The organism is Flavivirga aquimarina (genome assembly GCF_030540835.1).
In the GTDB taxonomy this organism is placed as follows: Bacteria; Bacteroidota; Bacteroidia; order Flavobacteriales; family Flavobacteriaceae; genus Flavivirga; species Flavivirga aquimarina.
This window is the reverse complement of sequence record NZ_JAUOEK010000154.1, coordinates 1-23,129: the sequence shown is the minus strand read 5'-3', so window position 1 is coordinate 23,129 and position 23,129 is coordinate 1. Positions and strand designations below refer to the sequence as shown.

24 protein-coding genes are annotated in these 23,129 nt (G+C 31.3%); 2 read left to right on the top strand and 22 right to left on the bottom strand.

Translation table 11 applies throughout. The annotated features are described in order from the left end of the window. Positions 1 to 101: 101 nt before the first annotated feature. From Q4Q35_RS16415 to Q4Q35_RS16380, 8 genes are all read right to left on the bottom strand, one after another. Complete coding sequence (locus Q4Q35_RS16415) at positions 102 to 1,274, bottom strand: thioredoxin-like domain-containing protein (RefSeq protein WP_303279105.1); 1,173 nt, start codon at positions 1,272 to 1,274, stop codon at positions 102 to 104. A gap of 47 nt (positions 1,275 to 1,321) precedes the next feature. Beyond that, positions 1,322 to 1,765 carry a helix-turn-helix domain-containing protein gene (locus Q4Q35_RS16410; RefSeq protein ID WP_303279104.1) on the bottom strand — a complete coding sequence of 148 codons (444 nt, stop codon included), beginning with the start codon at positions 1,763 to 1,765 and terminating at the stop codon, positions 1,322 to 1,324. Between the two features lie 357 nt (positions 1,766 to 2,122). Next, complete coding sequence (locus Q4Q35_RS16405; protein WP_303279103.1) at positions 2,123 to 2,848, bottom strand: hypothetical protein; 726 nt, start codon at positions 2,846 to 2,848, stop codon at positions 2,123 to 2,125. A 277-nt stretch (positions 2,849 to 3,125) separates the two neighbouring features. Next, positions 3,126 to 3,569: a lipocalin-like domain-containing protein gene (locus Q4Q35_RS16400; protein ID WP_303279102.1), complete on the bottom strand. Its 444-nt coding sequence runs from the start codon at positions 3,567 to 3,569 to the stop codon at positions 3,126 to 3,128. A gap of 339 nt (positions 3,570 to 3,908) precedes the next feature. After that, positions 3,909 to 4,811, bottom strand: a complete 903-nt coding sequence (locus Q4Q35_RS16395) for a hypothetical protein (protein WP_303279101.1) — start codon at positions 4,809 to 4,811, stop codon at positions 3,909 to 3,911. Positions 4,812 to 4,997: 186 nt separating this feature from the next. Beyond that, positions 4,998 to 6,017, bottom strand: a complete 1,020-nt coding sequence (locus Q4Q35_RS16390) for a M20 metallopeptidase family protein (protein WP_303279100.1) — start codon at positions 6,015 to 6,017, stop codon at positions 4,998 to 5,000. Continuing rightward, positions 5,995 to 6,279: a hypothetical protein gene (locus tag Q4Q35_RS16385; RefSeq protein WP_303279099.1), complete on the bottom strand. Its 285-nt coding sequence runs from the start codon at positions 6,277 to 6,279 to the stop codon at positions 5,995 to 5,997. Before Q4Q35_RS16385 ends, Q4Q35_RS16390 begins: the two co-directional genes overlap by 23 nt. A gap of 118 nt (positions 6,280 to 6,397) precedes the next feature. Further along, the gene (locus Q4Q35_RS16380; RefSeq protein ID WP_303279098.1) at positions 6,398 to 8,059 is read right to left on the bottom strand and encodes a serine hydrolase domain-containing protein; all 1,662 of its coding nucleotides are present in this window, start codon (positions 8,057 to 8,059) and stop codon (positions 6,398 to 6,400) included. A gap of 242 nt (positions 8,060 to 8,301) precedes the next feature. Between Q4Q35_RS16380 and Q4Q35_RS16375 the strand changes: the two genes are divergently transcribed. Next, positions 8,302 to 8,907 (top strand): transposase, encoded by a 606-nt coding sequence (locus Q4Q35_RS16375; protein ID WP_303279097.1) that lies wholly within the window; start codon positions 8,302 to 8,304, stop codon positions 8,905 to 8,907. 285 nt (positions 8,908 to 9,192) lie between these two features. Here the strand turns inward: Q4Q35_RS16375 and Q4Q35_RS16370 are convergent, their stop codons facing one another. The 11 genes from Q4Q35_RS16370 to Q4Q35_RS16320 all read right to left on the bottom strand — a co-directional run bounded on the left by Q4Q35_RS16370 (position 9,193) and on the right by Q4Q35_RS16320 (position 20,307). Continuing rightward, the gene (locus Q4Q35_RS16370; protein WP_303279096.1) at positions 9,193 to 10,806 is read right to left on the bottom strand and encodes a thioredoxin-like domain-containing protein; all 1,614 of its coding nucleotides are present in this window, start codon (positions 10,804 to 10,806) and stop codon (positions 9,193 to 9,195) included. A gap of 73 nt (positions 10,807 to 10,879) precedes the next feature. After that, positions 10,880 to 12,061, bottom strand: a complete 1,182-nt coding sequence (locus Q4Q35_RS16365) for an integrase core domain-containing protein (RefSeq protein ID WP_303279095.1) — start codon at positions 12,059 to 12,061, stop codon at positions 10,880 to 10,882. A gap of 391 nt (positions 12,062 to 12,452) precedes the next feature. Then, complete coding sequence (locus tag Q4Q35_RS16360; RefSeq protein WP_303279094.1) at positions 12,453 to 12,761, bottom strand: hypothetical protein; 309 nt, start codon at positions 12,759 to 12,761, stop codon at positions 12,453 to 12,455. A 485-nt stretch (positions 12,762 to 13,246) separates the two neighbouring features. Further along, complete coding sequence (locus tag Q4Q35_RS16355) at positions 13,247 to 14,044, bottom strand: glycerophosphodiester phosphodiesterase family protein (protein ID WP_303279093.1); 798 nt, start codon at positions 14,042 to 14,044, stop codon at positions 13,247 to 13,249. A gap of 272 nt (positions 14,045 to 14,316) precedes the next feature. Further along, positions 14,317 to 15,075 carry a riboflavin biosynthesis intermediates N-glycosidase gene (gene ybiA, locus Q4Q35_RS16350; RefSeq protein ID WP_367892755.1) on the bottom strand — a complete coding sequence of 253 codons (759 nt, stop codon included), beginning with the start codon at positions 15,073 to 15,075 and terminating at the stop codon, positions 14,317 to 14,319. 26 nt (positions 15,076 to 15,101) lie between these two features. Next, entirely contained in the window at positions 15,102 to 16,358 is a 1,257-nt protein-coding gene (locus Q4Q35_RS16345) for a S41 family peptidase (protein WP_303279092.1), read from the bottom strand. Between the two features lie 395 nt (positions 16,359 to 16,753). Beyond that, complete coding sequence (locus tag Q4Q35_RS16340) at positions 16,754 to 17,308, bottom strand: hypothetical protein (RefSeq protein ID WP_303279091.1); 555 nt, start codon at positions 17,306 to 17,308, stop codon at positions 16,754 to 16,756. Between the two features lie 153 nt (positions 17,309 to 17,461). Further along, positions 17,462 to 18,247, bottom strand: coding sequence for a hypothetical protein (locus Q4Q35_RS16335; RefSeq protein WP_303279090.1), 786 nt, complete (start codon positions 18,245 to 18,247; stop codon positions 17,462 to 17,464). A gap of 316 nt (positions 18,248 to 18,563) precedes the next feature. Further along, the gene (locus Q4Q35_RS16330) at positions 18,564 to 19,277 is read right to left on the bottom strand and encodes a hypothetical protein (protein ID WP_303279089.1); all 714 of its coding nucleotides are present in this window, start codon (positions 19,275 to 19,277) and stop codon (positions 18,564 to 18,566) included. A 153-nt stretch (positions 19,278 to 19,430) separates the two neighbouring features. Further along, the gene (locus Q4Q35_RS16325; RefSeq protein ID WP_303279088.1) at positions 19,431 to 19,952 is read right to left on the bottom strand and encodes a hypothetical protein; all 522 of its coding nucleotides are present in this window, start codon (positions 19,950 to 19,952) and stop codon (positions 19,431 to 19,433) included. Positions 19,953 to 20,007: 55 nt separating this feature from the next. After that, positions 20,008 to 20,307 (bottom strand): hypothetical protein, encoded by a 300-nt coding sequence (locus Q4Q35_RS16320; RefSeq protein WP_303279087.1) that lies wholly within the window; start codon positions 20,305 to 20,307, stop codon positions 20,008 to 20,010. Here Q4Q35_RS16320 and Q4Q35_RS16315 point away from each other — a divergent pair. Continuing rightward, positions 20,306 to 20,482 (top strand): hypothetical protein, encoded by a 177-nt coding sequence (locus Q4Q35_RS16315; protein ID WP_303279086.1) that lies wholly within the window; start codon positions 20,306 to 20,308, stop codon positions 20,480 to 20,482. The genes Q4Q35_RS16320 and Q4Q35_RS16315 overlap by 2 nt on opposite strands. Positions 20,483 to 20,776: 294 nt before the next feature. Here Q4Q35_RS16315 and Q4Q35_RS16310 read toward each other — a convergent pair whose 3' ends face one another. The 3 genes from Q4Q35_RS16310 to Q4Q35_RS16300 all read right to left on the bottom strand — a co-directional run bounded on the left by Q4Q35_RS16310 (position 20,777) and on the right by Q4Q35_RS16300 (position 22,922). Further along, positions 20,777 to 21,439, bottom strand: a complete 663-nt coding sequence (locus tag Q4Q35_RS16310) for an SMI1/KNR4 family protein (RefSeq protein ID WP_303279085.1) — start codon at positions 21,437 to 21,439, stop codon at positions 20,777 to 20,779. A gap of 10 nt (positions 21,440 to 21,449) precedes the next feature. Further along, positions 21,450 to 22,244 carry a hypothetical protein gene (locus Q4Q35_RS16305; RefSeq protein WP_303279084.1) on the bottom strand — a complete coding sequence of 265 codons (795 nt, stop codon included), beginning with the start codon at positions 22,242 to 22,244 and terminating at the stop codon, positions 21,450 to 21,452. Positions 22,245 to 22,394: 150 nt separating this feature from the next. Beyond that, positions 22,395 to 22,922, bottom strand: coding sequence for a hypothetical protein (locus Q4Q35_RS16300; protein ID WP_303279083.1), 528 nt, complete (start codon positions 22,920 to 22,922; stop codon positions 22,395 to 22,397). Positions 22,923 to 23,129 lie beyond the last annotated feature (207 nt).

Here is a 23,129-nt window from a genome sequence, read left to right as displayed (position 1 = left end):
TCGTCAGAAACATTTTCAATTTTGCACTTATTTAACCATTCAATTTCATTTCCGACTTCTCCTTCTTCTATTTCTCCAACAGTTTTTTATCTTGTTCTTTTTTAGTTTCCCATTAAATTATCTAGTTTCTTATAAAAATCATCTCCCTCTCCATTAAATATTCCTTCGATAATTCCGTTAGAATTAATAATAATTTTTGTTGGATATCCTTTAATACCATACATTACTGAAACATCTTTATTTATATCATTATTATTTATAAGGTTTTCCCATTTTAGGTCATATTTCTCCACAGCATTTTTCCATTTATCTTCTTTGTCATTACAAGCAATTCCAATAAAACTAATCTGATTATTATATTTATTAAAATATTCTTTCATTTTAGGGAATCCAGAAATACAAGGAGCGCACCAACTTCCCCAAAAATCGAGTATTATAAATTTATTACCTGAATAATCTATTGTTATTTTTTCTCCATTTATATTTTGTAGAGAAAATTTTGGAGATTTTTCTCCAACTTTAATATTTAATTCAGCTTCTCTAACTTTGATGTATTTTTTAAATCTGTTACATTGATAATTCAACAAATTTTGAAACATTCCATTTTTTACTGATTTATCCAATCTTTCAAAATATTTACCTAAAGTATCTAATGGTTGTCTTGTTAAATAAAATGCAGATAGGTTTTTGTCCCAATTACTTTTTATATAGTTCAGTTGGATATTCCTCGCAATGTTAGAATATTCATTTCGTTTTTTGAAAAGAACATTAATTTCTTCTCTATCTCCTTTGTTGAACATTAAAGTATCAATTCTTAGCTCAGTTTCTATATATGCTTTATTTGACTGAGCATATTTTTCTCTCAAAATAGCATAAGACATATTTATAGATGAACCAGTTACTTTGTATTGAAGATTAAATTTTTCAAGTTTACCATTAATGTTAATATTATCCTCTGGTTTTAATATTAATATTATTGATTTTTGGGTTGGCCGATAAGGAGTCTTGTTTAATCGAATAAATTCACTTTTTTTTGGAGAAATTATAGAAATAAGAGGTTCATTAATTGGTAAGTTGTATGAGAATTCTCCATTTTTAGAGTAGATAGTATCTAAAATAGGGTCATCTTCAATATTGGATATTTTATAATTTTCTATATAAATAGTGTCATTGCCTAACCCTGAAATATTTGCTTTGATATTATGTTTTTTTGAGCAGGAAGTTATATTTCCAATTAAGGCAAATAATATAATAATTTTTGTTTGTATTTTCATAGCACATTTTTTCAAACGGTTAGAATTTGACGGTAAGTTTGGTTAAGTTATTTATTGTATCTCTTCTCAAAAGTATTTCCTATAACGATACCAATTGAACCAAATAAAATACCAATTGAAATTACTAAAGCAAGACTAATATCATTTATTGGAATAATTTTTAAATTCACTAAAACTAGTCCTAAAATAAAACCAAAAGAACTTCCAATAATCGTGAAACCTATTATATACCATGGAATTGTTCTTCGTTTAATATTAGTAGAGATTTTAACGTCTTTCTCACATTGGTTTAATTTATTAAAATAATCTGTAGGTAATTCTAAAGCATTTATTAATCTTTTTAATGTATCGCCTCGTGGTTCGGTTTCTCCATTTTCCAATCTTTGAATTGTTCTTAGGCTTAAGCCTGATTTTTCACTTAATTTTTCCTGTGAAAAATCTTTATCTGTTCTCAACTTTTTTATTACTATTGAAAGTTCTAAATTTTTCATATAGAATTCATTTTTAATTTTTCAAATGTATGGTTTAGATATTGTTATAATACCGTCAATGCGAAAATTTATAACGTCTTTTTTACGCCATTAATTTGTCAATGCATTGTCATAATAGTATTTTCGGGAGTTGTTTTTGATATTTTTGGAAAGAAGTTACTTTAAATCAGAATGGTGGTGTTTATTGATATGCGAAATTAATGCCAACGACAGACTGTCTCGTATAACCGTTAGTTATGGGTTATTAGTGTTTATTTTCGGTTTAGCACTGACGTTAGTATTAGCAATTCCGAGTGGATTCAGACGTAGTCGAATCCGCCGTAATTGCGGTCATACATCTTTGTTGTAAGTAGTTTTCTATTCATTTTCGGTTAACCAATCTATACTTTTGTCAAAATATTTTTTCATTGATTTGTTCAAATATTGGCTATAATCCGTTTTTTCATTTCGCTCTTTCGATAACCAAGCCATAACATAGGCAATTATTTGTTCAGGCAAATACCCCTGACTACTTGATTGCCAGCCAAATCCTTGAGAGCTGAATTGAAAACGAGAATTCCCAATAAAGATTCCAAAGCCATAAACAATGGCTGTAAAGTCAGTTAAGAATTCATCATTTTCTTCAATTCGGTTTTCACCAAGTAAGATTTGATGAGCTAATTCGTGAGAAATTGTTGCAATCAATGAAATCGGATTTTTTAATTGTCCTTGCTCGATTGAAATTACAGTTCCATTTTCCGTTTGTTCATAAGTTCCGCTTGCACTTTTCCAACTTCCATTTAAGTCGGCTGATGTTGTCAAAATTGTCCCGTCTGCCATTTCGATAGGCGAGTCAGAGAAAAAGTCCAATTTTATATTCACATTTTGGATATTCATCAATCCCATTGTCCGCTCAAGAATGAATTCCGCATCTTTTTCCGTCCCGTCAAAAGTCCGTTTATAAAAATCCTTTGTTGGGGTTACTGTTCGGATTCCCATAAAATGCTCTTGTCCGAATTCCGTTTTTAACCAATTTAAGTCTTCGTCAACCCAAATTTTATCTTCTTCGGTAATTGGTAATTTTTTCTTTTTATTCCAGAACATTAATGGTTGGGTTAAATTCTGACTAACGTAAAATTATTATGTTCAAAATCAATAATTTAAAATTAGTTGTTTTTTATCTCATTTTTCTCATCTTCGTTAGCCATAGTACTAAAGACTCTTTTGGAGTCTATGAGGATTGTAGCTAACGTTTATATATAAGAATAGTTGCGAGTTTGCTTGCGAGGATTTTCCGAAGAAAAATCAGATGTAGCAAATACGCAACTACCCTTGTTTTAGACTAAACCGCAATTATTTTTATACGGCTTGTGTGTAGTTTTTATTCTACTTTTGTGTAGGTGTAAATATCAACATAATCTTCTCCTAATTCCTCAAATGAGTCTTGAAGTTTTAAAGTCGTACTAGTTAATTCAATGATTTCCAAAGATACGTCAACTTGGTCTCCTGTTATATAAGAGAGAGTAGTTCCATCTATTGTATATGATAACGTTTCACCTACAGTTTCCGTTGTACAATCAGTTCCTGAAAAATCAATGTCCGTAACGGTTGTTTGTGTATATATTTCAGTCCAATAACATATATCAGCATAATTTAATTCGTCTTGTAATTCTTCAGTTCCATTTGAAGTCAGAGACACTATTTTCCAAGTTCCAAGAATACTACTTTGTTCAGGCTCATTGTCATTATTATCGCTACTGCAAGAAAATAAAACTCCAATTAATAAGGTTAAGAATAATTTGTTCATGGTTTTTGTTTTTGTCATTTTAATTTGTTTTAAATGGTTCATTTTTGTACATAATGTTTAAAATTATGCATCCTTTATTCAGGACGAGTCATAATTACAAACAACGGTTTATGTATGATTTGTTGCGTGAAAATCCGTAAGGATTTTCAGATTAAGAAACGAAGATAGCAAAAGTTCGAGGATTTTCCGAGAGGAAAATCAGAAGCAATGAATTATACATTTGTTGGGCGTAGTTACGTTCTATTCTTTTTGTTAGTCAGCGTAATGGTCAATTAATTTCAATTTCTTTTCCTATTTCAAATCCGAGTTCTTTAAGCCATAAAAACCCACATTAACTTTATACGGCTGTAACCCGTTTTATTCTTTTTTATTAAAATAAGTCAAAATAATTAATAATAAAGAGAACAAGATTGTTATTCCAAATTTAGCAATTGAAAAGGAATAATAGCCTGTTAAAATCTGTAGTAAATATGTCAGAATAGGTATAATGGTTATCATTATTGATACATGTAATGGATTTAAAGTTTTTAATGCTTTTTGTAATAGGAAAAGAGGAAAAGCCATTGAAGTCAAAGCTAGTGCTAGCAGTTCTAAAAGTACAGCTGGTTTTATTAAAAATCGTGATTGATTAGATATCATAATTATGATAGAAATTATTAATAAACCATAAAACCTTAGTGAAACTACTAGTGAAGCGGGAAGTTTCTTATCAGCTAGTTTTTTAGATATATTCATAATAAAAGCAGCAACAATACCTCCAATAATTGTAACTAGAGTTCCATATTTCAATAGTTGTGAAATATTTGCATCACTAACATCTTGATAAACTAGGCATAGCATTAGAATAAAAATAGAAAATAAAAGTGTCGCAATGATAAAGTTGTTTTTTTTGCTTGTTTTTGAATTCCGCAATCCAATGATAAACAGGTTAATCGGAATAGCACCAAGAAATAGGCATGAGAATACTGAAGGGCTTAAAACTTTTAAGCTATAAAATATAACAACCCAAATTATTGCATTAAAAATGTTAAGCCATAAAATCGAATTTTTATTTTCTTTTATTAATGATATATTTTTATTCAACTCTCCAAAATTCAAAATTGAAAAAAATATTATTGTAAAGATTGAAGAATAAAATAATGTTACAATAGGGTCTATTGATCTGGTCGTATGGTTTATAAAAACGTTAGATATAGCACTTACTGTTATATACGAAAAAATAAAGAATCCTCCTTTAGTAATCAGTTTTTTTGAAGTCATTTAGTATTAATTACAATTTTGAGGTAATGGGTTACAACGGCAGTCTGTCTCAAAACTAATTTTACTTCTCTGAGAATCTCATATTTGAGATTTTTCAAAGATACCTATCCGAATACCAAAACCAAAATAAGAGGTTTTGAAACACTCTGACGGTTGCGTTTATACATCTTTGTTGTGCTTAGTACTTTATTTACTATTTGTTCTTTCCAAGACTAAAGATGAAAAACACTTTACGCCAAATTTGATAGTTTCATCATCAACAGTAAAATCTGGTGTATGCGGCATTGAAATTGTGCCTTTTTCCATATTTGAACCGCCTAAAAGAAACATTACACCTGGAACTTTTTGTTGATAGTATATAAAATCTTCGTTGAAATAGGGTATTTGTCCATAAATTGGTTTAGTCAATTTGTTATCATATAGACTATCAATTGTTTGTAATGCAATTTTGGTTAATTCTGGGTCATTGTAAACTGTTGGATTACCACCGGAATATTCAGTTGAAATGAATGAACTTTTAAATTTTGAGCTGAGAATTTTCCTTTTAATTATTAATGGAATACTATCAATTTTTTCTTTATCTGTTTCAAGAAAGTTAGCACCAAATAATATAGAATCATTTTTCTTTTCAAGTCCTGCATATTGTAAAATAAAGTAATCTCTGTAAATGGTTCCCTCATTCTCTAATCCCATTTGAGGGGTGGTTAAATAGTCGAGAGACCAAGGTGTAGTGTTTGGTTCATTACGAACGAACCCTTGTATGATATCTGTAAGAAAGCTTTTGATTTCTTTCTCATTATTTTCCGATTTTAATTTAATTTTAATTGCTTTCTGATAAGCAAACAGTTCTTTGGGTTTTGAATTAACAGTACCTTTTTCCGCTGGGTCGATATGAAGTCCATAAATTTCATCAGGGTCAATTATATCAAAAAGACCATTCTCAACTAAATCTTTCGCTCCTGTAAATGTCTCTTCGGAAGGTTGAAAAATGAAATACACTGTTCCTGCCAAGTTTTCTTTTTGATTTGACAAAACGTTAGCAATACCTAAACCAATAGTTGTATGAACATCGTGTCCACACATATGAGCAATTCCTTTATTTTTGGAATGATATTTACTGGTGTCATTTGTTTTGAATTTAATGGCGTCCATATCCGCTCTCCAAGCTATTTTCTTGCCTTTTTTATTCCCTTCCAATATTCCCAATTACAGTGTTTCCAGAAACATCTGTCTTAACTTCCAAACCTAAACCTAGAAGGTAGTCTGCCACTATTTTAGAAGTTCTTATTTCGTTTCCCGATAGTTCAGGATTCATATGTAAGTCTCGCTTGATATTTACCAAACTATCAAAAATCTCATTTGTGTATTTCTCTATTTCTTGATGACTATTGTTTTTTTCGAATTCTTTACAAGAAATTACTGTACATAATAAAAGTCCAATTGAGAAAAGTTTAATTTGTATTTTCATTCGATATTTTTTAGCTGTGTCTAACGTTTTGTGTATGATTTGTTGCGTGAAAATCCGCAAGGATTTTCCGATAGGAAAATCAGAAGCAATTAATTATACACGTTGGCTTGAGTATATTTTATTTCTGTTTCTCAAATAAAACATTTCTTGCTCTTCCATTTGAAATTCTAATTCCAGTAATTACATTTTCAACATCGCGTACCACGTCTACCGAGGCAAAACCTGTAATTTCCAAGACGTCTGTACTTAGAAGTTTCATTGGGAAGTCACCGTGCCTTCCATGATGACCAATCAATTGATCTTCTTTAAGAATAATATCTAATGTGCTTTCAAGTTCAGGACTATAGAATCTGCCTACATAATCATTTAAAGAGATACTTGATAAATCTTCCTCTACATATCTTTTGGCATCGATTTTTCTGCCATTTTGATTTACACTAAGAAGTTGTGTTGCATTATCCTTTAACTCAGAAAACGTAAACTGAACGTTATCTTCTTTTGGGATTTGATAGGTGTTACCTTTAGTTTTGTAAATATTATATTCAGAATTGTTCCATTCTTGTAATACATGTAAAGAGTCATTTTCTATAGTAATATTCGCAATAACTCCCGATTGGATTTCATATTTTCCGGTTAGTTGTTCTAAAGGAAAGCTAATTACACTTTTTGAGATTTCAGCCTTAGCGATTTCCGGAGTTGCTTTCGATTTATCTTTTAGTAATATGTTGGCAATTTTACGTTCGATACCTCTTGAATTTGATGATGAGAAATTAGTTAGTACCGCAATACTGAGTTGTTCTTCAGGATAGTGACTTGCATAGGCTCTAAATCCACCAATACTACCACCATGTGAGATTTTATTATATGCTTTATAGTTACCAAAGTTGACACCAAAAGCATAATTGTTTTCACTGCCATTATTAAGTGTGTCAGTAGTCTTGAGCATTTCAAAAGCCGAACTCCAATTTGAAGTTGGTGTACTAAAATTTTGTAACCAATTCAGTAGGTCTGTTGTTGTTGAATGTACGTTTCCAGAACCTACGTAACCCCAATATTCTACTGCTCTAAAAAAAACATCATTACTTCCGTAATATGAGGTAGCATTATTTGGAACTATACGGTCGTATCTGTCTTCTACATAGGTGTCTGTCATACGTAAAGGGTCAAAAACATTGGCTTTCATCCATTGCGGAAACTTTTCTTTTGTAACATTTTCAATGATTTTGGCCATGAGTATATAGCCTGTATTACAATATAAATATTCATCACCTGGGATGAAATTTAATTCCTTCTGCTTTAACATAAAGCGATACAAATCTTCGCTTGTTCTAGGGTCGCCATCTCGCCAACCAGCTAACCCAAGCATAGCGTGTAAACTACGCATACCACTTGTGTGATGTAACATATGGCGTATGGTAATGGTATGTCCAAAATCTGGCATATCAGGTAAGTATTTGCGTATGTCATCATCTATAGATAGTTTCCCTTTCTCATGAAGTAATACAATTCCCATAGCAGTAAGCTGCTTAGAAACTGAAGCTATGTTAAATATTGTTCCGATTGTATTTGGTACTTGATATTCTAAACTAGCTAAACCAAAAGCTTTTGAGTAGATGATTTTTCCGTTTTGCATAATTCCAAGAGTTCCTCCTGGATGATTTTCTTCATTCCATGTATTAAACAGACTATCAATTTTTTGAGATTGAATTTCACTCAATTGAGCTTGAACGGTAACTAAATTAAAAGAGATTAGTAAAATAAATAAGTATTTTGGTTTCATGTTGTTCAATTTTAGTTCTAATGATTGTGAATATTCAAGCCAACGTTTGGTGTAAGAATATTGCGCATTTGATAAATGCTGATTTTATGAAGGAAAATCGGACGCTAGCAAATAAGCACTACCTTACGTTCAAGAAATAAACTTACGCATTATTTTTACACATTGTGCCTGTTGCACAACCCCTATGTAAATATACAGAAAATATGTGTCTTGTATTATGCAAGGCAAGAAAGCTTAATTATATGGGGCAGTTAAGTGTAGACACCGGGCATCATGTGATTACAGATATCAAGACGTACCATGCCGATGGAAAAGACAGTCAGTATTTGCCCGATATCTGTAACCGCTTAGAAAGACGTTTGCACAAACAAGGCTTATTATGGCATACTTGCATAGCAGATACGGGCTATAGTAGTGGGGAGAACTATGCTTTTTTAGAAGCAAAGGGTCTACGTAGTTATATTCCGCCCCATGGGACTTACAAAGGCGGATCAGATGGGTTTAAGTACCACAAAGCGGACAATTGTTATACCTGCCCCCAAGGAAAGGTAATACCTTTTAAAAAGGTATTTTTCGAGAAAAAGAATCATACCAAAAAGAAGGAATATAGAGCATTAAAGCCTGTTTGTGTAGATTGCCCAATACGATCGGCATGTTTAGGTAAATCGGCACAAGAAAAGAAATTTACCGTCACCTTTTATCTAGAAGGGTATGAGCGTAATAATGCCCGGGTAAACAGCTCGAGAGGCAGCTACATGAAAGGCAAAGGCCAAAGTGCCGTAGAACCTGTATTAGGAACGCTAACTCAGTTTTTAGGACTTCGAAAAATAAATTACCATAGGCATTGATCAAGCTAATAAAGTAATGCACTTATCGGCCATAGCTTATAACCTGAAAAAGTATTTAAAATTCACTGCTAAAACTGTAAAAAGTGATACCAAAGCAGTGTGTCATGTTGTTTTAAACATAAAAGCCTTAATAACACTTCAAATAAGACTTTTAACAAGCTCCTGAATTTGAAAACAAACAAGAGCTTCTAAAAACTAAAGCTTCTTAAAAAGGAGCTTTGGGGCTGAATTATGCATTTTTTAGTGCCTTGTGCAACGATTACCAATGTTGGCAATAGTATTTTTTTATTTTTTAAGTTTTATTTCGTTTATTAATTTTTCAAATGTTAAACTATCAGATGGTCTTGGGGCATTGTTGCTTTTTACCCTATTTTTACCATCCAAAATACTATACCTAGGAATGCTGAAATATGTTTTATTTGAATTTTCTCTTATCAGCATATGTTTCAATATTCTTGATTTTTTTCGATTTATTATAAGGTATTGATTTTCTCTTGAAACATAGTTCTGTAGACCTGAAATGGTTTGACCCCATTTATTTTTATCATCATCAATCGAAAAGTACAAAAAGTTGAGATTTTGTTCATCTTCCATTTTTTGCTTGAAGTTCTTGGCTTTTTTAAATTCTGAAATACATGGTCCGCACCAACTTGCCCAAAAATCAAGAACTTTAATTTGATTCGGATATTTGTTTAGTACGTTGCTTAAAGTTATTGTGTCACCATAATTAGTGAGAAGCTTTTCATTTAACAATTCTTCGGTTAAAAGAAAGTCATATGAGTTTATGTCTTCTAAAATTTCGTTCATTCTACTGGTATATGAAGGTTCAGAAAATTCGTCTTTATATTCGATTATTAAATTTTTTAGTATCTCTATATCCTGTTCTCCTTGACCAAAACCTTTCATGTAATAATCATTTATAAGTCGCCCCATTGCATAGGTTCTTATTTGTCCATTTAGATTTTTTTGAATAAAGTCTTTTTCATTCAAAAAATTTCTTCTTGAATATTCAAGATAATCATGATTAGCAAAAACATGACGGATATAAAGTACTAATGTACGTTTAAAATAGTCGTTGTTTATTAGGTCGGGTCTTTTAAAGTCTTCTATTGTAATACCACTATAATAGCTTTCAGAGTCAAAGAATTTTTCGTTTTTAACATTGGTAGTTGCATATACATACATTATGTCATTTGTATTGTTTTTATATGCACCTGCTAATTTTTCATCAGGTATGTTTCTTGGCAATATTAAATTATACAAATATTCATATTTTAATTCAGAACCAACTATATTTTTAAAATCTTCGGATACTTTTGTATTCTGATTGATAAACTCTTTTAAGGTGGAATCTTTCTTTTTATACGATGAGTAAAGTTCTTTTTTATATAAAAAAGGGTCATATTTATAATGAGCCCAATTTTGTCTCAAGGGGTCATTCATTTCAAGGAAGAAATTATAATGAGATTCATTTTTTCCTGAAAAACGTATTTTTCCATTTTTCACTGTCATAGAAATGGTGTCGCCTGGGGTAAATAAAACCCTTGTAAAATAAGGTATTGTGTCTTTCTTGTCTGTAAAAGCCACTAAATCCATTAATTGAGGTTTTTTAATATTATACATTGTAAGAGATAATGAATCTCCAATTAGATTTCTATTTTCAGGGTTTTCATATTGTGAGAAGGCAAAATTCGAGAAATTCAAAAAATTAAGGTATTTGAGGGCATAGCTATCATCTGTTTTTCCGTAAAGTGTGATTTTTTCAGAAGAATCAATGGCATTTGGTAATCTTTCTTCTATTTCAAAATTTTCGGCAGTTCTTTGTTTCGTTTTTTGTTCTTTTCCACAACCAATAAAGCAAATAATAATTATTAGTAGAAAACTTAATCTTCGTATCATGGTTTCGATGTTCGTTAAGGGACATTGTTTTGTTCGTTAAGGGACATGGTTTACACAAGTTAAAGATTAGACTTTACACTAAATTAGTTTCTAACCTTGTGGATTGTTCTTTATTTCTAAGATGTCTTTCATCAAAGAAACCTAAAAGTACGTTTCTATAAAATACTTTCCAAACTCCATTTCCAATATCTTGAATTGCGACATATTTTCCCATTAAAGCTGCCGTTACATAAACCCAATAATAAGACTTCCATCTGATAGATCCATTCTTTGTAACCTTAAGCACTTTATATTTAGTATCGTAGTCAAATTTAGGGATCTTTTCAGGGAATGGTCTAGTAGAAAAGTCATGTATGTCAGCAGGTGTTTTCATATCTAAAGCTTCATGAGGTCTTATGTTATTATATTCCTTTACAAAATGATTTAATCGCCTTTGTTGAGCTTTTAAGTCAAAGGCAGCAGGTTTGGCACAAGCCGCTTTTAAATCCCGATGCATACGTTCATGTCTGCCGTTTTGTTCTGGGTGTGCTGGATCAGAAAACACAGGGGTAATTCCAAGTTCAATAAACCAATAGGAGAGCCTTGTATACCTTTGAATAGCTCTCACAGAACCAAAGGGACTACCGTTGTCTGTATGGATTTGTTCGGGTATGCCATATGTTCTAAAAACCTTTGTAAACTCAGTTTTAGCAGACTTTAGGTTTTCTTTGTAATGCCCTTTGGCAGTAAACAAAAAACGGCTTTTGGAGTCTGCAATGGTTAGTGGATGGCAATAGATCTTATTACCCATTAAAAACTTGCCTTTATAGTCAGCACTCCAAACTTCATTACATGATTTAGGGTCGAAAATAGGGAATACAGGTTTGACTCTTCGCATGCGTTTTTGCGGACAAACCAAACCATGTTTCTTAAGTATGTTGTGTACAGTAACCACTGAAGGGACTTCTTCCTTTGTAAAATCGTTAAACAATAGAACCCTTATTTTTTTGGCTCCCCAGCGAGAATGTTTCCCTTTTAGTTTAATGATACTTTTAACGATATTTTCGTCTGTAGCATTAGGATGTTTACGAGGTGCTCTAGATTGTTCTTTAAGACCATTGTAGCCTTGGTTTTCGAATCTATCAATTAGCTTGTAAGCTGTTGGTCTGGAGATTCCAAAGTTTTTGCATAATTCTGTGATGGTATATTTTCCAGTTCTCCATTCACAAATAAATTCAATTTTTTGTTCCATAGTTGTTGTTGCTTTCCAAGGCATGATAATTTGATTTTTATCTCAAATTACAACCTAAAAAAGTGTAAACTATGTCCCTTTAACTTTGTAAACTATGTGCCTTTACCATACCTCTTTAAAGCTAACGCTTCGGCTATGATTAGTGCGGTGCGGAAATTCAAAGAATTTCAAGCCTAGCACAAGTAAAAGCTTTTGCCGTTTTTTAGTTTGTAGTTAAAAATAAGAAAAAAGCTTTTGCGATAATACAAATCAACCAACATTTCGGCTAGCAACTGTTCCCGCATTAATTATAGGACACGTTGTTGTAAAACGTTTTCTTTGTGTAGATAATCTATTTCTTCCATAAGAGTTTCGAATAGTATAAATACATTCGACAAACTTTCATAATCCTTTTTCCTAATTCCGCCCTTAAAGATTAAATTTTTTTATCAAGTTTAATCATAGGTTTTTTGCTATCCATCAAACATTGAGTTTCTACACTTTCGAGTAATAATTCAGAGTAAATACTTTTATTTCCACTAAAGTTGTATGTTTCTGATCTTGAAAGAAAAGTAAAAAATTGTGCTTTTGTAAGTGAACATGATGAAAAATCATTTTCTAAATCTGTTTTTCTAGAATCCAAATTTATAGTTATCATTCGTTTATTCCATTTGACAGAAGCTTTTACTATCCATTTGTAATAGCTTTCTGAAAAACTAATTTCTCCTTTTAGGAGGGTTTTCATCGAATCAATTATTGGTTGGGTGAATTTATGTTTTTCTTTCAAGGTTTTAAGAATATAATGAAGACAAAGAAAGGGTTGAAAGTACAGTGGTTAGACCAAAATAGAAGAAAGCATTTTTTCGACTCTTTATAGTTGAGTGTTTTTCACAAATTTTTATAGCAAATTTAAAAATGAAGTTATTGTTTTCAAAGAAGTATGATAGCAAAAAAACGAATCCAATAAGTTGAACATAAATGATTAGGTATACATTAACTTTTAATTCTGATTGAAAATGATAAGTCGCTAATAACAGAAATATTGCTAAACTTGAAATTATGAAATATCCATTCCGGTAATATCCTTTATTTTTAATTTCAGAACTGCTCTCAAATGTTTTACAACGTGTTTGTATGATTAATGGCGTGTTTGAGCACCTAAATTAGCAAATAAAAACTGAATAGAAAATCCGCGAGGATTTTCGTAAGTAAGCTTGAACTAGCCATTAATTATAGCACGTTGTTATCCACAGTAATTTCTTCGTTCAATTTAGCTGGATATTCCGTAAATATTCCGTTTGCTCCAATTTTTTCCAATTCATCCAATTCCATTTTAGAATTTACAGTTATAACTTCTTTTCCCTCACTTAACCAAACCCAAAGCCTTTTATTTCGTTTAGTAACGTGGTTAATTACTCTGTTGGTCAAAAGTTTTATATTTCCAAATTTTACTGGCAACATTAAGATGTCCGATTTTATTGGGAAGAGATTGTCCAAAAAAAGGAAACTGCTGTAAACCATTTTTTTAATTTCCTTTGTTGACGCTCCAAATTTCCAATTCGGTCGTTTTGCTTTAAATTCAGCCGAAACTTGGTCATAATGACTTACCATGACAATTTGCTTTTCCATTCCGTACTGTTCTATAATTTTGATTATTTTGTCGATTGCGTTTAAGTTGTCTGTATGAATATCGAGCAATAATTTTGCATTTGGGAACGATTGACAAACTTCTTCCAGAGTTGGAATTTCGATTGGGTTTTGGCGGTATGGAAACCCAGAACCTACTTTGAAATTATAACCAGCATTCAGTTTTTTGACCGAACCCAAGTCCATTTCTTGAATTTTGTTTTCAATTCCAGTTGTCCTAATCGTTTCATAATCATGAAATAACACAATTTGTCCGTCCTTGGTCATTTGCAAATCCATTTCAATTCGCCAATCAGGATTTACTTCCAGACAATGTTTAACTCCCTCGATTGAATTTTCAGGATTTTCTCCTCTACCGCAACTGTAACATATTATTTCCAAGGTCTCTTTTTATTGTGGCTAACGTAAAATTATTGTGTTCAAAATCAATAATTTAAAATTAGTTGTTTTTTATCTCATTTTCCTCATCTTCGTTAGCCATAGTACTAAAGACTCTTTTGGAGTCTATGAGGGATTGTGGCTAACGTGTTTGTATGGTTGCGTGTTTCAGCAACTAATTTAGTAAACAAAAACGAACGCGAGAAAATTCCGAAGGAATTTTCCAAATAGGCACTTGCCAAAGCAATTAATTACACGTTGTTGCCATTAGTTTTTTATCCGTTTTTATACCAATCTTTCCATTCCTCATTCTCAGGATAGGTCAGTTCGTAAATTATTCTTTCAGTATCAGTTATTTTGTCTAAATACTCAATTAGGTTGTCAATGTGTTCTTCTCCATATCCCATTCTCCAACCAATACTATATCTATCGATTTCAGGATGAGCTAACCAAGGTGGTAAAACAGAATTTTCAAGTAGTTTAAACTCTCTAATTTTGTTTAAAATATCTCTCGTTTCCATTAAAGCGTAGCCAAGTAAATTCAGTCCGTTCCAAAAATATGGGATTTCGGCATTTTCGTCATTTTGAGCAAGTCCAATTCCCCAAATTTTATCTACAGGACTAGCCTCAACTAAAATTCGGTCATTCGTGTTTTTCAAAAATTCAGATAGCTCTGGGTTTTGACTAAACTTGTGGAAATTACCTCTAACTACTATTTCAAATCGATTTTCTTCCCAAATTGTTTGATTAAAGTTTTTTACTTTTCGTCCAAGTTTTTTTACTTTTCCTGCTTTTTCTGACTCGATTATCTCCTGATAAATTTCTTTGTCACCAAACAATAGGGCTTTTTCAGCCATCATATAATGTTCGGCTGTCAAGAATTTAATTCCGTTAACCTCAAATTCAGATTCATACCATTGACTGAAACAAGATTTCGTAATTCGGTCAGACTTTTGATGTCCCCAAAACAGAAGATATTTCAGGTTTTCTCCTGATTCAAGTCGTTCAATTATTTTCTCGTTCGTGTAGTTCATTCAAATTAATGTTAGGCACTGTACCTTCATTTCTCAGATAAAATTAAATCTAATGTGAAACCCAATTCTGTATCAACTTCATTTATCACATCTTCAATTCCAGGCCTAATGTAGTAGTCAGGAAAAACGCCTCTTCCTTTAATAAAATCTACAGCAAGACCTGTCTTGGTTAAAGGAATTTCAATTCGTATTTTGGTATTGGGTAATATCATCCTAGCATAGCCTAACGAGGTGTTGCCCTCCATTGTTCCTCCACTCTCTTCACCTATGAATGTAGCCCTTTTACTGTTCTTTAAAATGCTTCCTACTACTGTTGACATAGATCCAGAAGCACCATTCACCAATACGTATAAGTTTCCTTTAAAATGCTTTTGATTGGGGATCTGCTCATTCAACAAGGGAATATAATGATAAAACTCTTTTTTCAGTCTATACATTCCTTTATCAGTTTTGTAAACAATAGAATCAGGAAAAAACAAATTTTCTCCATTGTCCAAATAATCAACTACCGAAGGGTGTCCTATGAATTTTTCCTCAGTAAACGCGAAGTGCTTAAAAGGACTAGTCATTAGGTAGGTGAGTAATCTTTCGCCAGTGCCATCTCCCCCTTCATTATTTCTTAAATCGAGTATCAAATTCTTAGTGGCTCTTTGATTGAGCTTCGTGAAAATACTATCATATAAACTGTAAAAATTCTGATTAAAATCATCCCTGTGCCATTTGAGAAAGGAAGATATTCTCAAATAAGCTACCGAGTCTCGGATATATTTGAATTCAAGTGGGGCTTTGTACCCTATTCGTAGCTTGTAGAATTCCTTGTAGTCTTGATAGTTCAAACCTGACAAAGTCACAGTTTGTTTTTGCGATTTTATGTCAGGTGAAATAAATTCAATACTGAAAGAGTCTGTATCTTCTACGAAAATAGGATAGTTTAAATCGAAAAGATTTTCATTTTGGGTCATGCTATAATCTTCAAGATGACGGATATTAAAGGTTTGAATGTATCCATCTGAAGGTATAGTGGGCAGAAGTATATTCAAAATTTCTTCTACTGGATACCCATTTATGGACAGAATTTCCGATCCAACAGGAAGTAAGTCTTGGAGTTGTCGTGTTTGATACACATAAAACCTTCTATCGACAATTTTCAGCGAAAATGGGAAAAAATGATTTGAGTTTTGCAACTCTCGGTAATACTCTTTGGATGGTTTCGGTATTAGATGCTCATCATCTACTCTTGCACATGTGTAGGCAATAATTTTATAAAACTGCCTTTCGTCCATCGGTTGGTTTAATGACGTATACTGATTCTCCAAGAATTCTGTCATTGGTAGACTATCAGTGAATCGGTATAGACTTGGATAGGTCTTCTCTAGAGTTTCCTTGAGAACCGAATAATCTTGTTGTAATTCTTTTGGTGTAAATAGTTCTTTATTCTGATCCTCTTTCAAATTTTGTGCATTTGTAAGGTTAAATGCATTGAAAATCAATAAAAAGGCTATTAATATTTTTATTTTTTGTCGTGAATTTTTCAGCATTGTGCCTAACGTGTTTGTGTATGGAAAGTGCAGTTTTGTGCACGGCGATTTTCCGATAGGGAAATCAGACGTAGCAAAAGAGAACTTTCCGTTAGGTTTGGCACTAAATTAAGTATTTTTCATAGGACACGTTGTTGGCATTAGTTTTTTTCTTTATATACTTTATGCGAGATAAACCTATTGTCAGAATTCAGCTCGTCAATAATTGATTTTAAAAATAGATTTATTTCGTCAAATATTTCAGTCCATTTTGGAAATCCAAGATGAAATTCCATAACTATTTGATCATTTGATTCGTTATTCTGCATAAAAATCCGCGGATTAAAGTTTTCCGTTTCCATTATGTTGTCAAAAGTCATTAACGCTTCGTTCTCAAGGAAGAATTTAAAATTTTGGTTTTTACATTTAACCTTAAATCTCGTTTTTCTTCTTAAAAACAAATTTTCGAACGGACTTACGCAGTCAATTTCAAATTCAATCGGTCGAGTATATGTCGAAAGTGTGGTAATAACTCTGGCTGTTTCTGTAAATCCGGTTTGGATTAAAATAAGAATTTCAGATTCGGCATATTCATATTTGACTATATGATATGTTTCTGGACTTCGCGAACCGTCGGTAAAAATCATTTTGTAATCCTCAATGGTGTATTCACCATTTAATTCGGATGCTATTTGTTTTAATTTTGATTCTATCATTCAAATTAATGCCAACGTTTTTGTGTATGATTTCGTTGCGTGTTTTAAGCACTAAAGTTAGCAAATAAAACACAGATAGAAAGTCCGCGAGGACTTTCGTAAGTTACCTAAAACCAAGCAATTAATTATAGGACACGGTGTTGGCAACAGTATTTATTCAATTATCACTTCGTAATATTTCATTTCGTATTTCATTCGACTATTGTTTTTTATAATCTTTCCTCTATATTTCAAAAAATCATAATCTTTCATTTTAGTAATCATAATTTCGAGTGTTAATTTTCTTCTATATTTCTTAATGACCTTTCCTTCAATTACAAAATCATAATCTTTTTCAGTACAGTTCTCACAAGGCGAATAATAAGTTCTTACTTCATTTTCCGATGAATCTATTCCAAAAGGTATTTTTACAACATCTCCAATATTTAATTCATTAAAATCATTTTTGTTAACTTTTCTAAATTCTTTTAGTTCTAACCTTATTCTATCTAATTGTGGTTTATATGGTTCAAATTCTCCATTGAAACAAGGTTTTTCGGTTTTAAAAAGACCTTTATTGAAAGCTTGTAAATGGAATTCATTTATTTTATCAAATCTTTTTTTTCGAATACGGTCAACTTTTCTATTCGATTTATAATGATAGTTACCATCATACAATAAAATTATTTCTAAATTCTCACAATTTATAGGAAGTTTAATTTTAGTCCATTCGTAACCAAGTCCAGCAAAGATTAATTTCTTATGGTTTTTTTGTAATTCAATCTCGAAATAACCATTAAAATCCGTTTTTCCAATTTCGGTTGTGTCTTTGTCGAAAATTTTTATTCCCATTCCTATTCCTAAATCTTCTCCAATTATTCGACCGCTTATTTTCTGCTGTCCAAAAGTTGTAAAAAGACAAAAAAAGAATGATATAAAAAAGCTTGTTTTAAATCTCAATGTTTTCGGATTTTTATATTGTTGCCAACGGTTACGTATAAGATTAGTGGCGCGTTTAAGCTACTAATTTAGTAAACAAATACTTGCCAGCGGAAAATTCCGCAGGAATTTTCCAAGTAGGCGAGAACCAGCCATTAATTTTATACTTTGTGGCTGTTGCACAACTCAAAAAATATTGTAAATACACTTGTTTTTGGTGTTTATGTAAATGTAACTTGTTGATTTTCAACCATATTTTATAGATGATTGTTAAAAAATCCATAGATTAATTCAAAATCATGGGTTGTGCAACGGCTACCTTTGTTGGCAGTAGTATTTATGATACCCAAAGCATATTTCTTTCCACTATTTTCCATTTATCATTTTCTTTAATACAAAATATTATTTCGCCTGAGCCACATAATTTTCCACATAAGAAATCAAAGAAAAAAATTGCTTTATCGTTGTTTTTATTTAATTTAAAATCAGAAAATCTAATTGACGCAATATATCTGTATTCGTTACTTTTCCAATATTCTTTATTTTGTTTTTCTAATTGTTCTAAATCCTTGATATTATATTTTCCTGTTTGTTTTAATTTTATTAATTCCAATTTACCTTTTTCAAATGAGGTACTATCGACCAATTCAGTTAAGAGTTGGTCAAAATCTTTTGAATGTAGAGAGTCAGGATAGTATTCTCTAGGGAATGATGATTCTTTGGTATTCCAATATCTAAATTCTCTTTTTGGATTTTTGAAATCAGAACTAACTCCCAATACTAGTTCTGATTTATCTAATTTAGGACAAGCAAAAGCTTCATCATACTTTTCTTTTTGAATTTGGTGGCTTATGGAATCTTGTTTGTTCTCAGCATATTCCAATGGCATTGGTGGAATCGGAAGTCTTTCATAATAATATTCAGTTCCGACTAATTCAAGAAAGATATCATTGAGTAAATTTAGTTCAGAATCAGAATCAACATTGTCTTTTTTAGATAAGCAACTTACCAAAATAAAGAAAAAACTAATGTAAATAATGACTTTTTTCATATTGGCTACAACGTTTGTGTATAAGATTAGTTGCGCGGATAAACCACTAATTTAGTAAACTTGGATTAACCAGAGGAAAATTCCGCAGGAATTTTCCAAGTGGGTTTGCACTAGCAATTAATTTATATGTTGTTGTGCAATGTTTTTATTTTTTTATTCAGAATGTTTGAATTCAACTGTTGTGCTGAATTCAAAAGTTTCATTTTTAGCAAGCATTGCATCTTCAAAATCAACCATGATTTTTCCTTTCACTTGATATTCGTTTTCTTTCACTTTCTTAAAGGTCAAACTATCTATATCAAAAGGGTTGTGCACGTTTCCAACATAGACTGATGCGTCAACATCTGATTCTTTATCGCTCGAAATTATAATTCCGTGAATTTCATTCGGATTTTGTAAATCCAATTTCAAAAAGTCAAATACTAAAGTGGTTTTTAAAGGTTGAGTTTCATATTCAAATCCAGAATTAAAAGGTTTGAGTGGAATTTCAATTCTATGTAATAAGGTTTTGTCTATTCCAATGTTTTTATTCTCAAACCAATATTTTTCTATAATTCCTTTTTCAGCAGAAGTTTTTGTCTGAAGATTAACTGTAATTTCTTTGTACGATGGAATTTCTTCATTAATTGATTCAGAGGTCTTTCCTTTTTTCTTTAAAAAATCAAAAATGCTCATAGTTTTCTCAAATGTTCGTTAAGGGGCATGGTTTACACAAGTTAAAGATTAGACTTTATACTAAATTAGTTTCCAACCTTATGTTTGTTTTTTTATTTCTTAATTCATTTTCATTAAAAAAACCTAAAAATACGTTTCTGTAAAATACTTTCCAAATACCATTGCCTAGTTCTTCGATTCCTACATATTTACCTTTTAGGGCACTAGTTAGATATACCCAATAATAGAATCTCCATCTGATAGCTCCGTTTTGAGTTACTTTAAGAACTTTATGACCTGAATCATAATCAAAGTGAGGTGTTTTTTCAGGAAAAGGTCTGGCCGCAAAATCATGAACGGCAGCAGGTGTTTTCATGTTTAAGGCTTCATGGCAAGCCATACGAGCAGACCCTGTGACGCAGGCATATTATCGCAAACATCAAGGCAAGAATGTTAAGAGTATTATCATAAAGGTAGCCCGTAAGTTATTAAGTAGAACATTAGCCGTAATAAAAACAGAGACACCCTACACCATTGGTGTAGTAGAATAAATAATAACAGATAACAAAGCTCACAATAAAAGTAGATCAACCTGTATCACAAAACAACGTAGGTGAACTAATTAGTATCTAATTTAGTATCACATTTTTATAGCAAGTGGACAGGTTATTATAACTTATAATCATACAGATGCTGGTGACGGTCACAAATCGATCACAAATAGGATGCTGAGCAAGTTATATCAAAAAGAAAAAAGTGGTTTAAGTCAAAAATAAAATAGTAACTTTGAAGTACCGATAGCTATCGGGATTGGCTAGTGCTTTTCATAGGACACGTTGTTAGGCTTAGTTTTTTCCGTTGAATAGATTTAAAAAACTCCACTTTTCTTTGATGAATTTATCACCTATTTCTCGTGGCTTTATTCCGCTATTTTTTGCAGGCCATTCCGCTTGAGTTCCATTTTTTGTTACAATTAGAAAATGTCCATCGGATTTTTGTGCTTCTTCGTTAATTCTGTTCATATTCTCAATATTCAGTCTTAGCATTTCTCGGAAAGAATCAAACCTCTTTATTGTTTTGTTTTCTCCTTCCATATATTCATAGATAGGAAATTGGTTATCCTCCTTTTTGAAATATTGAAAAACATAGCCTTGATGAAAATTAAAAACGAGAGTATCTTCATTTAAAAAATCAGGAATTTCATCATCGTCTATTATTTCTTTTGCCCAAATCTGATATTCAGTTAATTTCTCTGGTTCAATATCTTGACCACAGCAAAACAATTCTCCACAATTTTTTCCGAATTCTAATAGATATTCTCTAAACTCTAATGGAAACTTTTTTCCAAGATTAATTTCTAGTTTTTCAATTTCATTTTCGCTTAATCCTTTAAAATCAATTTTTGAATTTAAATATAATTCGGCGTCACGTTTAGTAGTGTTTTTAAAGAAGAAATTTCTCTTTTCAGATAATTTTATTAATTCCTTTTTTTCTTTTTCGAAGTTCATTTTTCAAATGTTATTTTTTATAGTATTCTATAATTCTTTCTTTTCTTGTCAGTTCATTTTCAGACTTTGTCCAATTTTGATTCAAGTCCAATTCATAAGTAAAACTTTTACTTTCCGTCATTTTTCCGTTATGATACTTTTCCTTTTTTTCGAGGTTTCCCAAGTTGTTATGATAGAAAATTTCTTTTGTTTCTGATGTTGGAAATGAATATTTTTTAGTCAAAACCTTTTTGTTTTCTTGAGGAAAAATTTTCAATTCAGTTATTTTTTCTGGGGAATTACTTTTAAAAAATTCCTTTGTCAGAGTTGTGTTTTTATCTAGATATTCATATTCCCATTTTCTAAACCCATTTGAGCCCGCATATCCAAATTTCTTTTCAATTGTTTTTCCTAAACTATCAAGTTTGAATTTTGTAATCGTATGAAGTTTATTCAAATAATATTCTTCTTTTTTTTGAAGTCCAATATTATTGTATGAATATTTACTCGTGAAAGTGGAATCTCCATCTGTTATAATTTGCTCTTCTATTAATCTATTCTTATCGTCATATTTATAATGTCGGACAATAGAAGATAAATTCGGTTCAAAACGGGTTTCTTCTTTTTCAATTATTCCGTTTTCTCCATAAAATTCCAACACTCTTGATTTCAAAGTATCATTTTCAAAAGTTTTAGTTTCGACACTTTTTACTTTCCCAAATAATTTGCTCTCAATAAATTCCGCTTTCTTATTTTCAGGTTTTTCATTGCAAGAATAAAGTAACCCAAATAAAAGCAGAAATATTATTAATGTGCTCGATTTCATAATTGGTGCTAACGTTTATGTGTAAGAAGTTGCGTGGTTAAGCAACTAACTTAGTAAAAATGGAACGAACCAGAGGAAAATCCGCAGGATTTTCCGAGTAGGCTAGAACCAAGCAATTATTTTTAGCATCGATGAAAAAGCAACAGTATTTTATTCTTTTTTAATTTGTAACTTCCTAAATTCAGTCAGAATCTTTTTTTTTTCTATTTCGGTTAAACCAAAATCTGGTAATCTTTCTGGTGGTGGAATTTCGTCATCAATCAATAAAACGTTTTGCACAAGATATTCTCCAATATCCATATTCCAACCTGAACAACCAGATTGATAATCTATTTGGTAAGTTGTGTCACGAATTGCTTTTAAAGTTAATTCTGTTTTATTAGAAAACCCTTTTTTTCTTAAAAGTCCTTCGTATGCAATTCCCTTTACAATTCCATTTGGATATTCAGTCAATTTTAGAAGTTCTGATTCGGTTGCGTTTTTCATAATCCACTTTCTTCTGTCAACTTCGTTTTTTGTTGAAATACCCATTCCTCCAATTCCGCTAGTAATTCTACGTGATTCCGAAACTTGTAAAGAATCCTTTATTTCTTTTCTTATTCCATTCCAATTATAACTCCAATTCGGCTCATAATTTGTCGAAATAGTAGCTATAACTCCAATTCCGATTAATGTCAAAATTGGAAATAAAATCGAAAATCGACTTCGTTTGCTATTATTTCTGCGTTTAGTCATATTGTTGCCAACGTGAGTCTGTGTATTAACTTAGTTTTGTTGATTCAAATATATAAAAGTTGTTTTTGATTAATACTTAAGTTTAATCTTTTAGAAAAAAAGAGCTTAAAATGATTGTTTTTGACTGATAAATAACGGGATTTAGTTAAG

What these genes read in the sequence shown, in the direction of transcription:
- Q4Q35_RS16415 (WP_303279105.1), bottom strand. Translation starts at nt 1,274, where the DNA reads ATGAAAATACAAACAAAAATTATTATATTATTTGCCTTAATTGGAAAT.
- Q4Q35_RS16410 (WP_303279104.1), bottom strand. Translation starts at nt 1,765, where the DNA reads ATGAAAAATTTAGAACTTTCAATAGTAATAAAAAAGTTGAGAACAGAT.
- Q4Q35_RS16405 (WP_303279103.1), bottom strand. Translation starts at nt 2,848, where the DNA reads ATGTTCTGGAATAAAAAGAAAAAATTACCAATTACCGAAGAAGATAAA.
- Q4Q35_RS16400 (WP_303279102.1), bottom strand. Translation starts at nt 3,569, where the DNA reads ATGACAAAAACAAAAACCATGAACAAATTATTCTTAACCTTATTAATT.
- Q4Q35_RS16395 (WP_303279101.1), bottom strand. Translation starts at nt 4,811, where the DNA reads ATGACTTCAAAAAAACTGATTACTAAAGGAGGATTCTTTATTTTTTCG.
- Q4Q35_RS16385 (WP_303279099.1), bottom strand. Translation starts at nt 6,279, where the DNA reads ATGAAAATACAAATTAAACTTTTCTCAATTGGACTTTTATTATGTACA.
- Q4Q35_RS16380 (WP_303279098.1), bottom strand. Translation starts at nt 8,059, where the DNA reads ATGAAACCAAAATACTTATTTATTTTACTAATCTCTTTTAATTTAGTT.
- Q4Q35_RS16375 (WP_303279097.1), top strand. Translation starts at nt 8,302, where the DNA reads ATGGGGCAGTTAAGTGTAGACACCGGGCATCATGTGATTACAGATATC.
- Q4Q35_RS16370 (WP_303279096.1), bottom strand. Translation starts at nt 10,806, where the DNA reads ATGATACGAAGATTAAGTTTTCTACTAATAATTATTATTTGCTTTATT.
- Q4Q35_RS16365 (WP_303279095.1), bottom strand. Translation starts at nt 12,061, where the DNA reads ATGCCTTGGAAAGCAACAACAACTATGGAACAAAAAATTGAATTTATT.
- Q4Q35_RS16360 (WP_303279094.1), bottom strand. Translation starts at nt 12,761, where the DNA reads ATGAAAACCCTCCTAAAAGGAGAAATTAGTTTTTCAGAAAGCTATTAC.
- ybiA (WP_367892755.1), bottom strand. Translation starts at nt 15,075, where the DNA reads ATGAACTACACGAACGAGAAAATAATTGAACGACTTGAATCAGGAGAA.
- Q4Q35_RS16345 (WP_303279092.1), bottom strand. Translation starts at nt 16,358, where the DNA reads ATGGACGAAAGGCAGTTTTATAAAATTATTGCCTACACATGTGCAAGA.
- Q4Q35_RS16340 (WP_303279091.1), bottom strand. Translation starts at nt 17,308, where the DNA reads ATGATAGAATCAAAATTAAAACAAATAGCATCCGAATTAAATGGTGAA.
- Q4Q35_RS16330 (WP_303279089.1), bottom strand. Translation starts at nt 19,277, where the DNA reads ATGAAAAAAGTCATTATTTACATTAGTTTTTTCTTTATTTTGGTAAGT.
- Q4Q35_RS16325 (WP_303279088.1), bottom strand. Translation starts at nt 19,952, where the DNA reads ATGAGCATTTTTGATTTTTTAAAGAAAAAAGGAAAGACCTCTGAATCA.
- Q4Q35_RS16315 (WP_303279086.1), top strand. Translation starts at nt 20,306, where the DNA reads ATGTTTAAGGCTTCATGGCAAGCCATACGAGCAGACCCTGTGACGCAG.
- Q4Q35_RS16320 (WP_303279087.1), bottom strand. Translation starts at nt 20,307, where the DNA reads ATGAAAACACCTGCTGCCGTTCATGATTTTGCGGCCAGACCTTTTCCT.
- Q4Q35_RS16310 (WP_303279085.1), bottom strand. Translation starts at nt 21,439, where the DNA reads ATGAACTTCGAAAAAGAAAAAAAGGAATTAATAAAATTATCTGAAAAG.
- Q4Q35_RS16305 (WP_303279084.1), bottom strand. Translation starts at nt 22,244, where the DNA reads ATGAAATCGAGCACATTAATAATATTTCTGCTTTTATTTGGGTTACTT.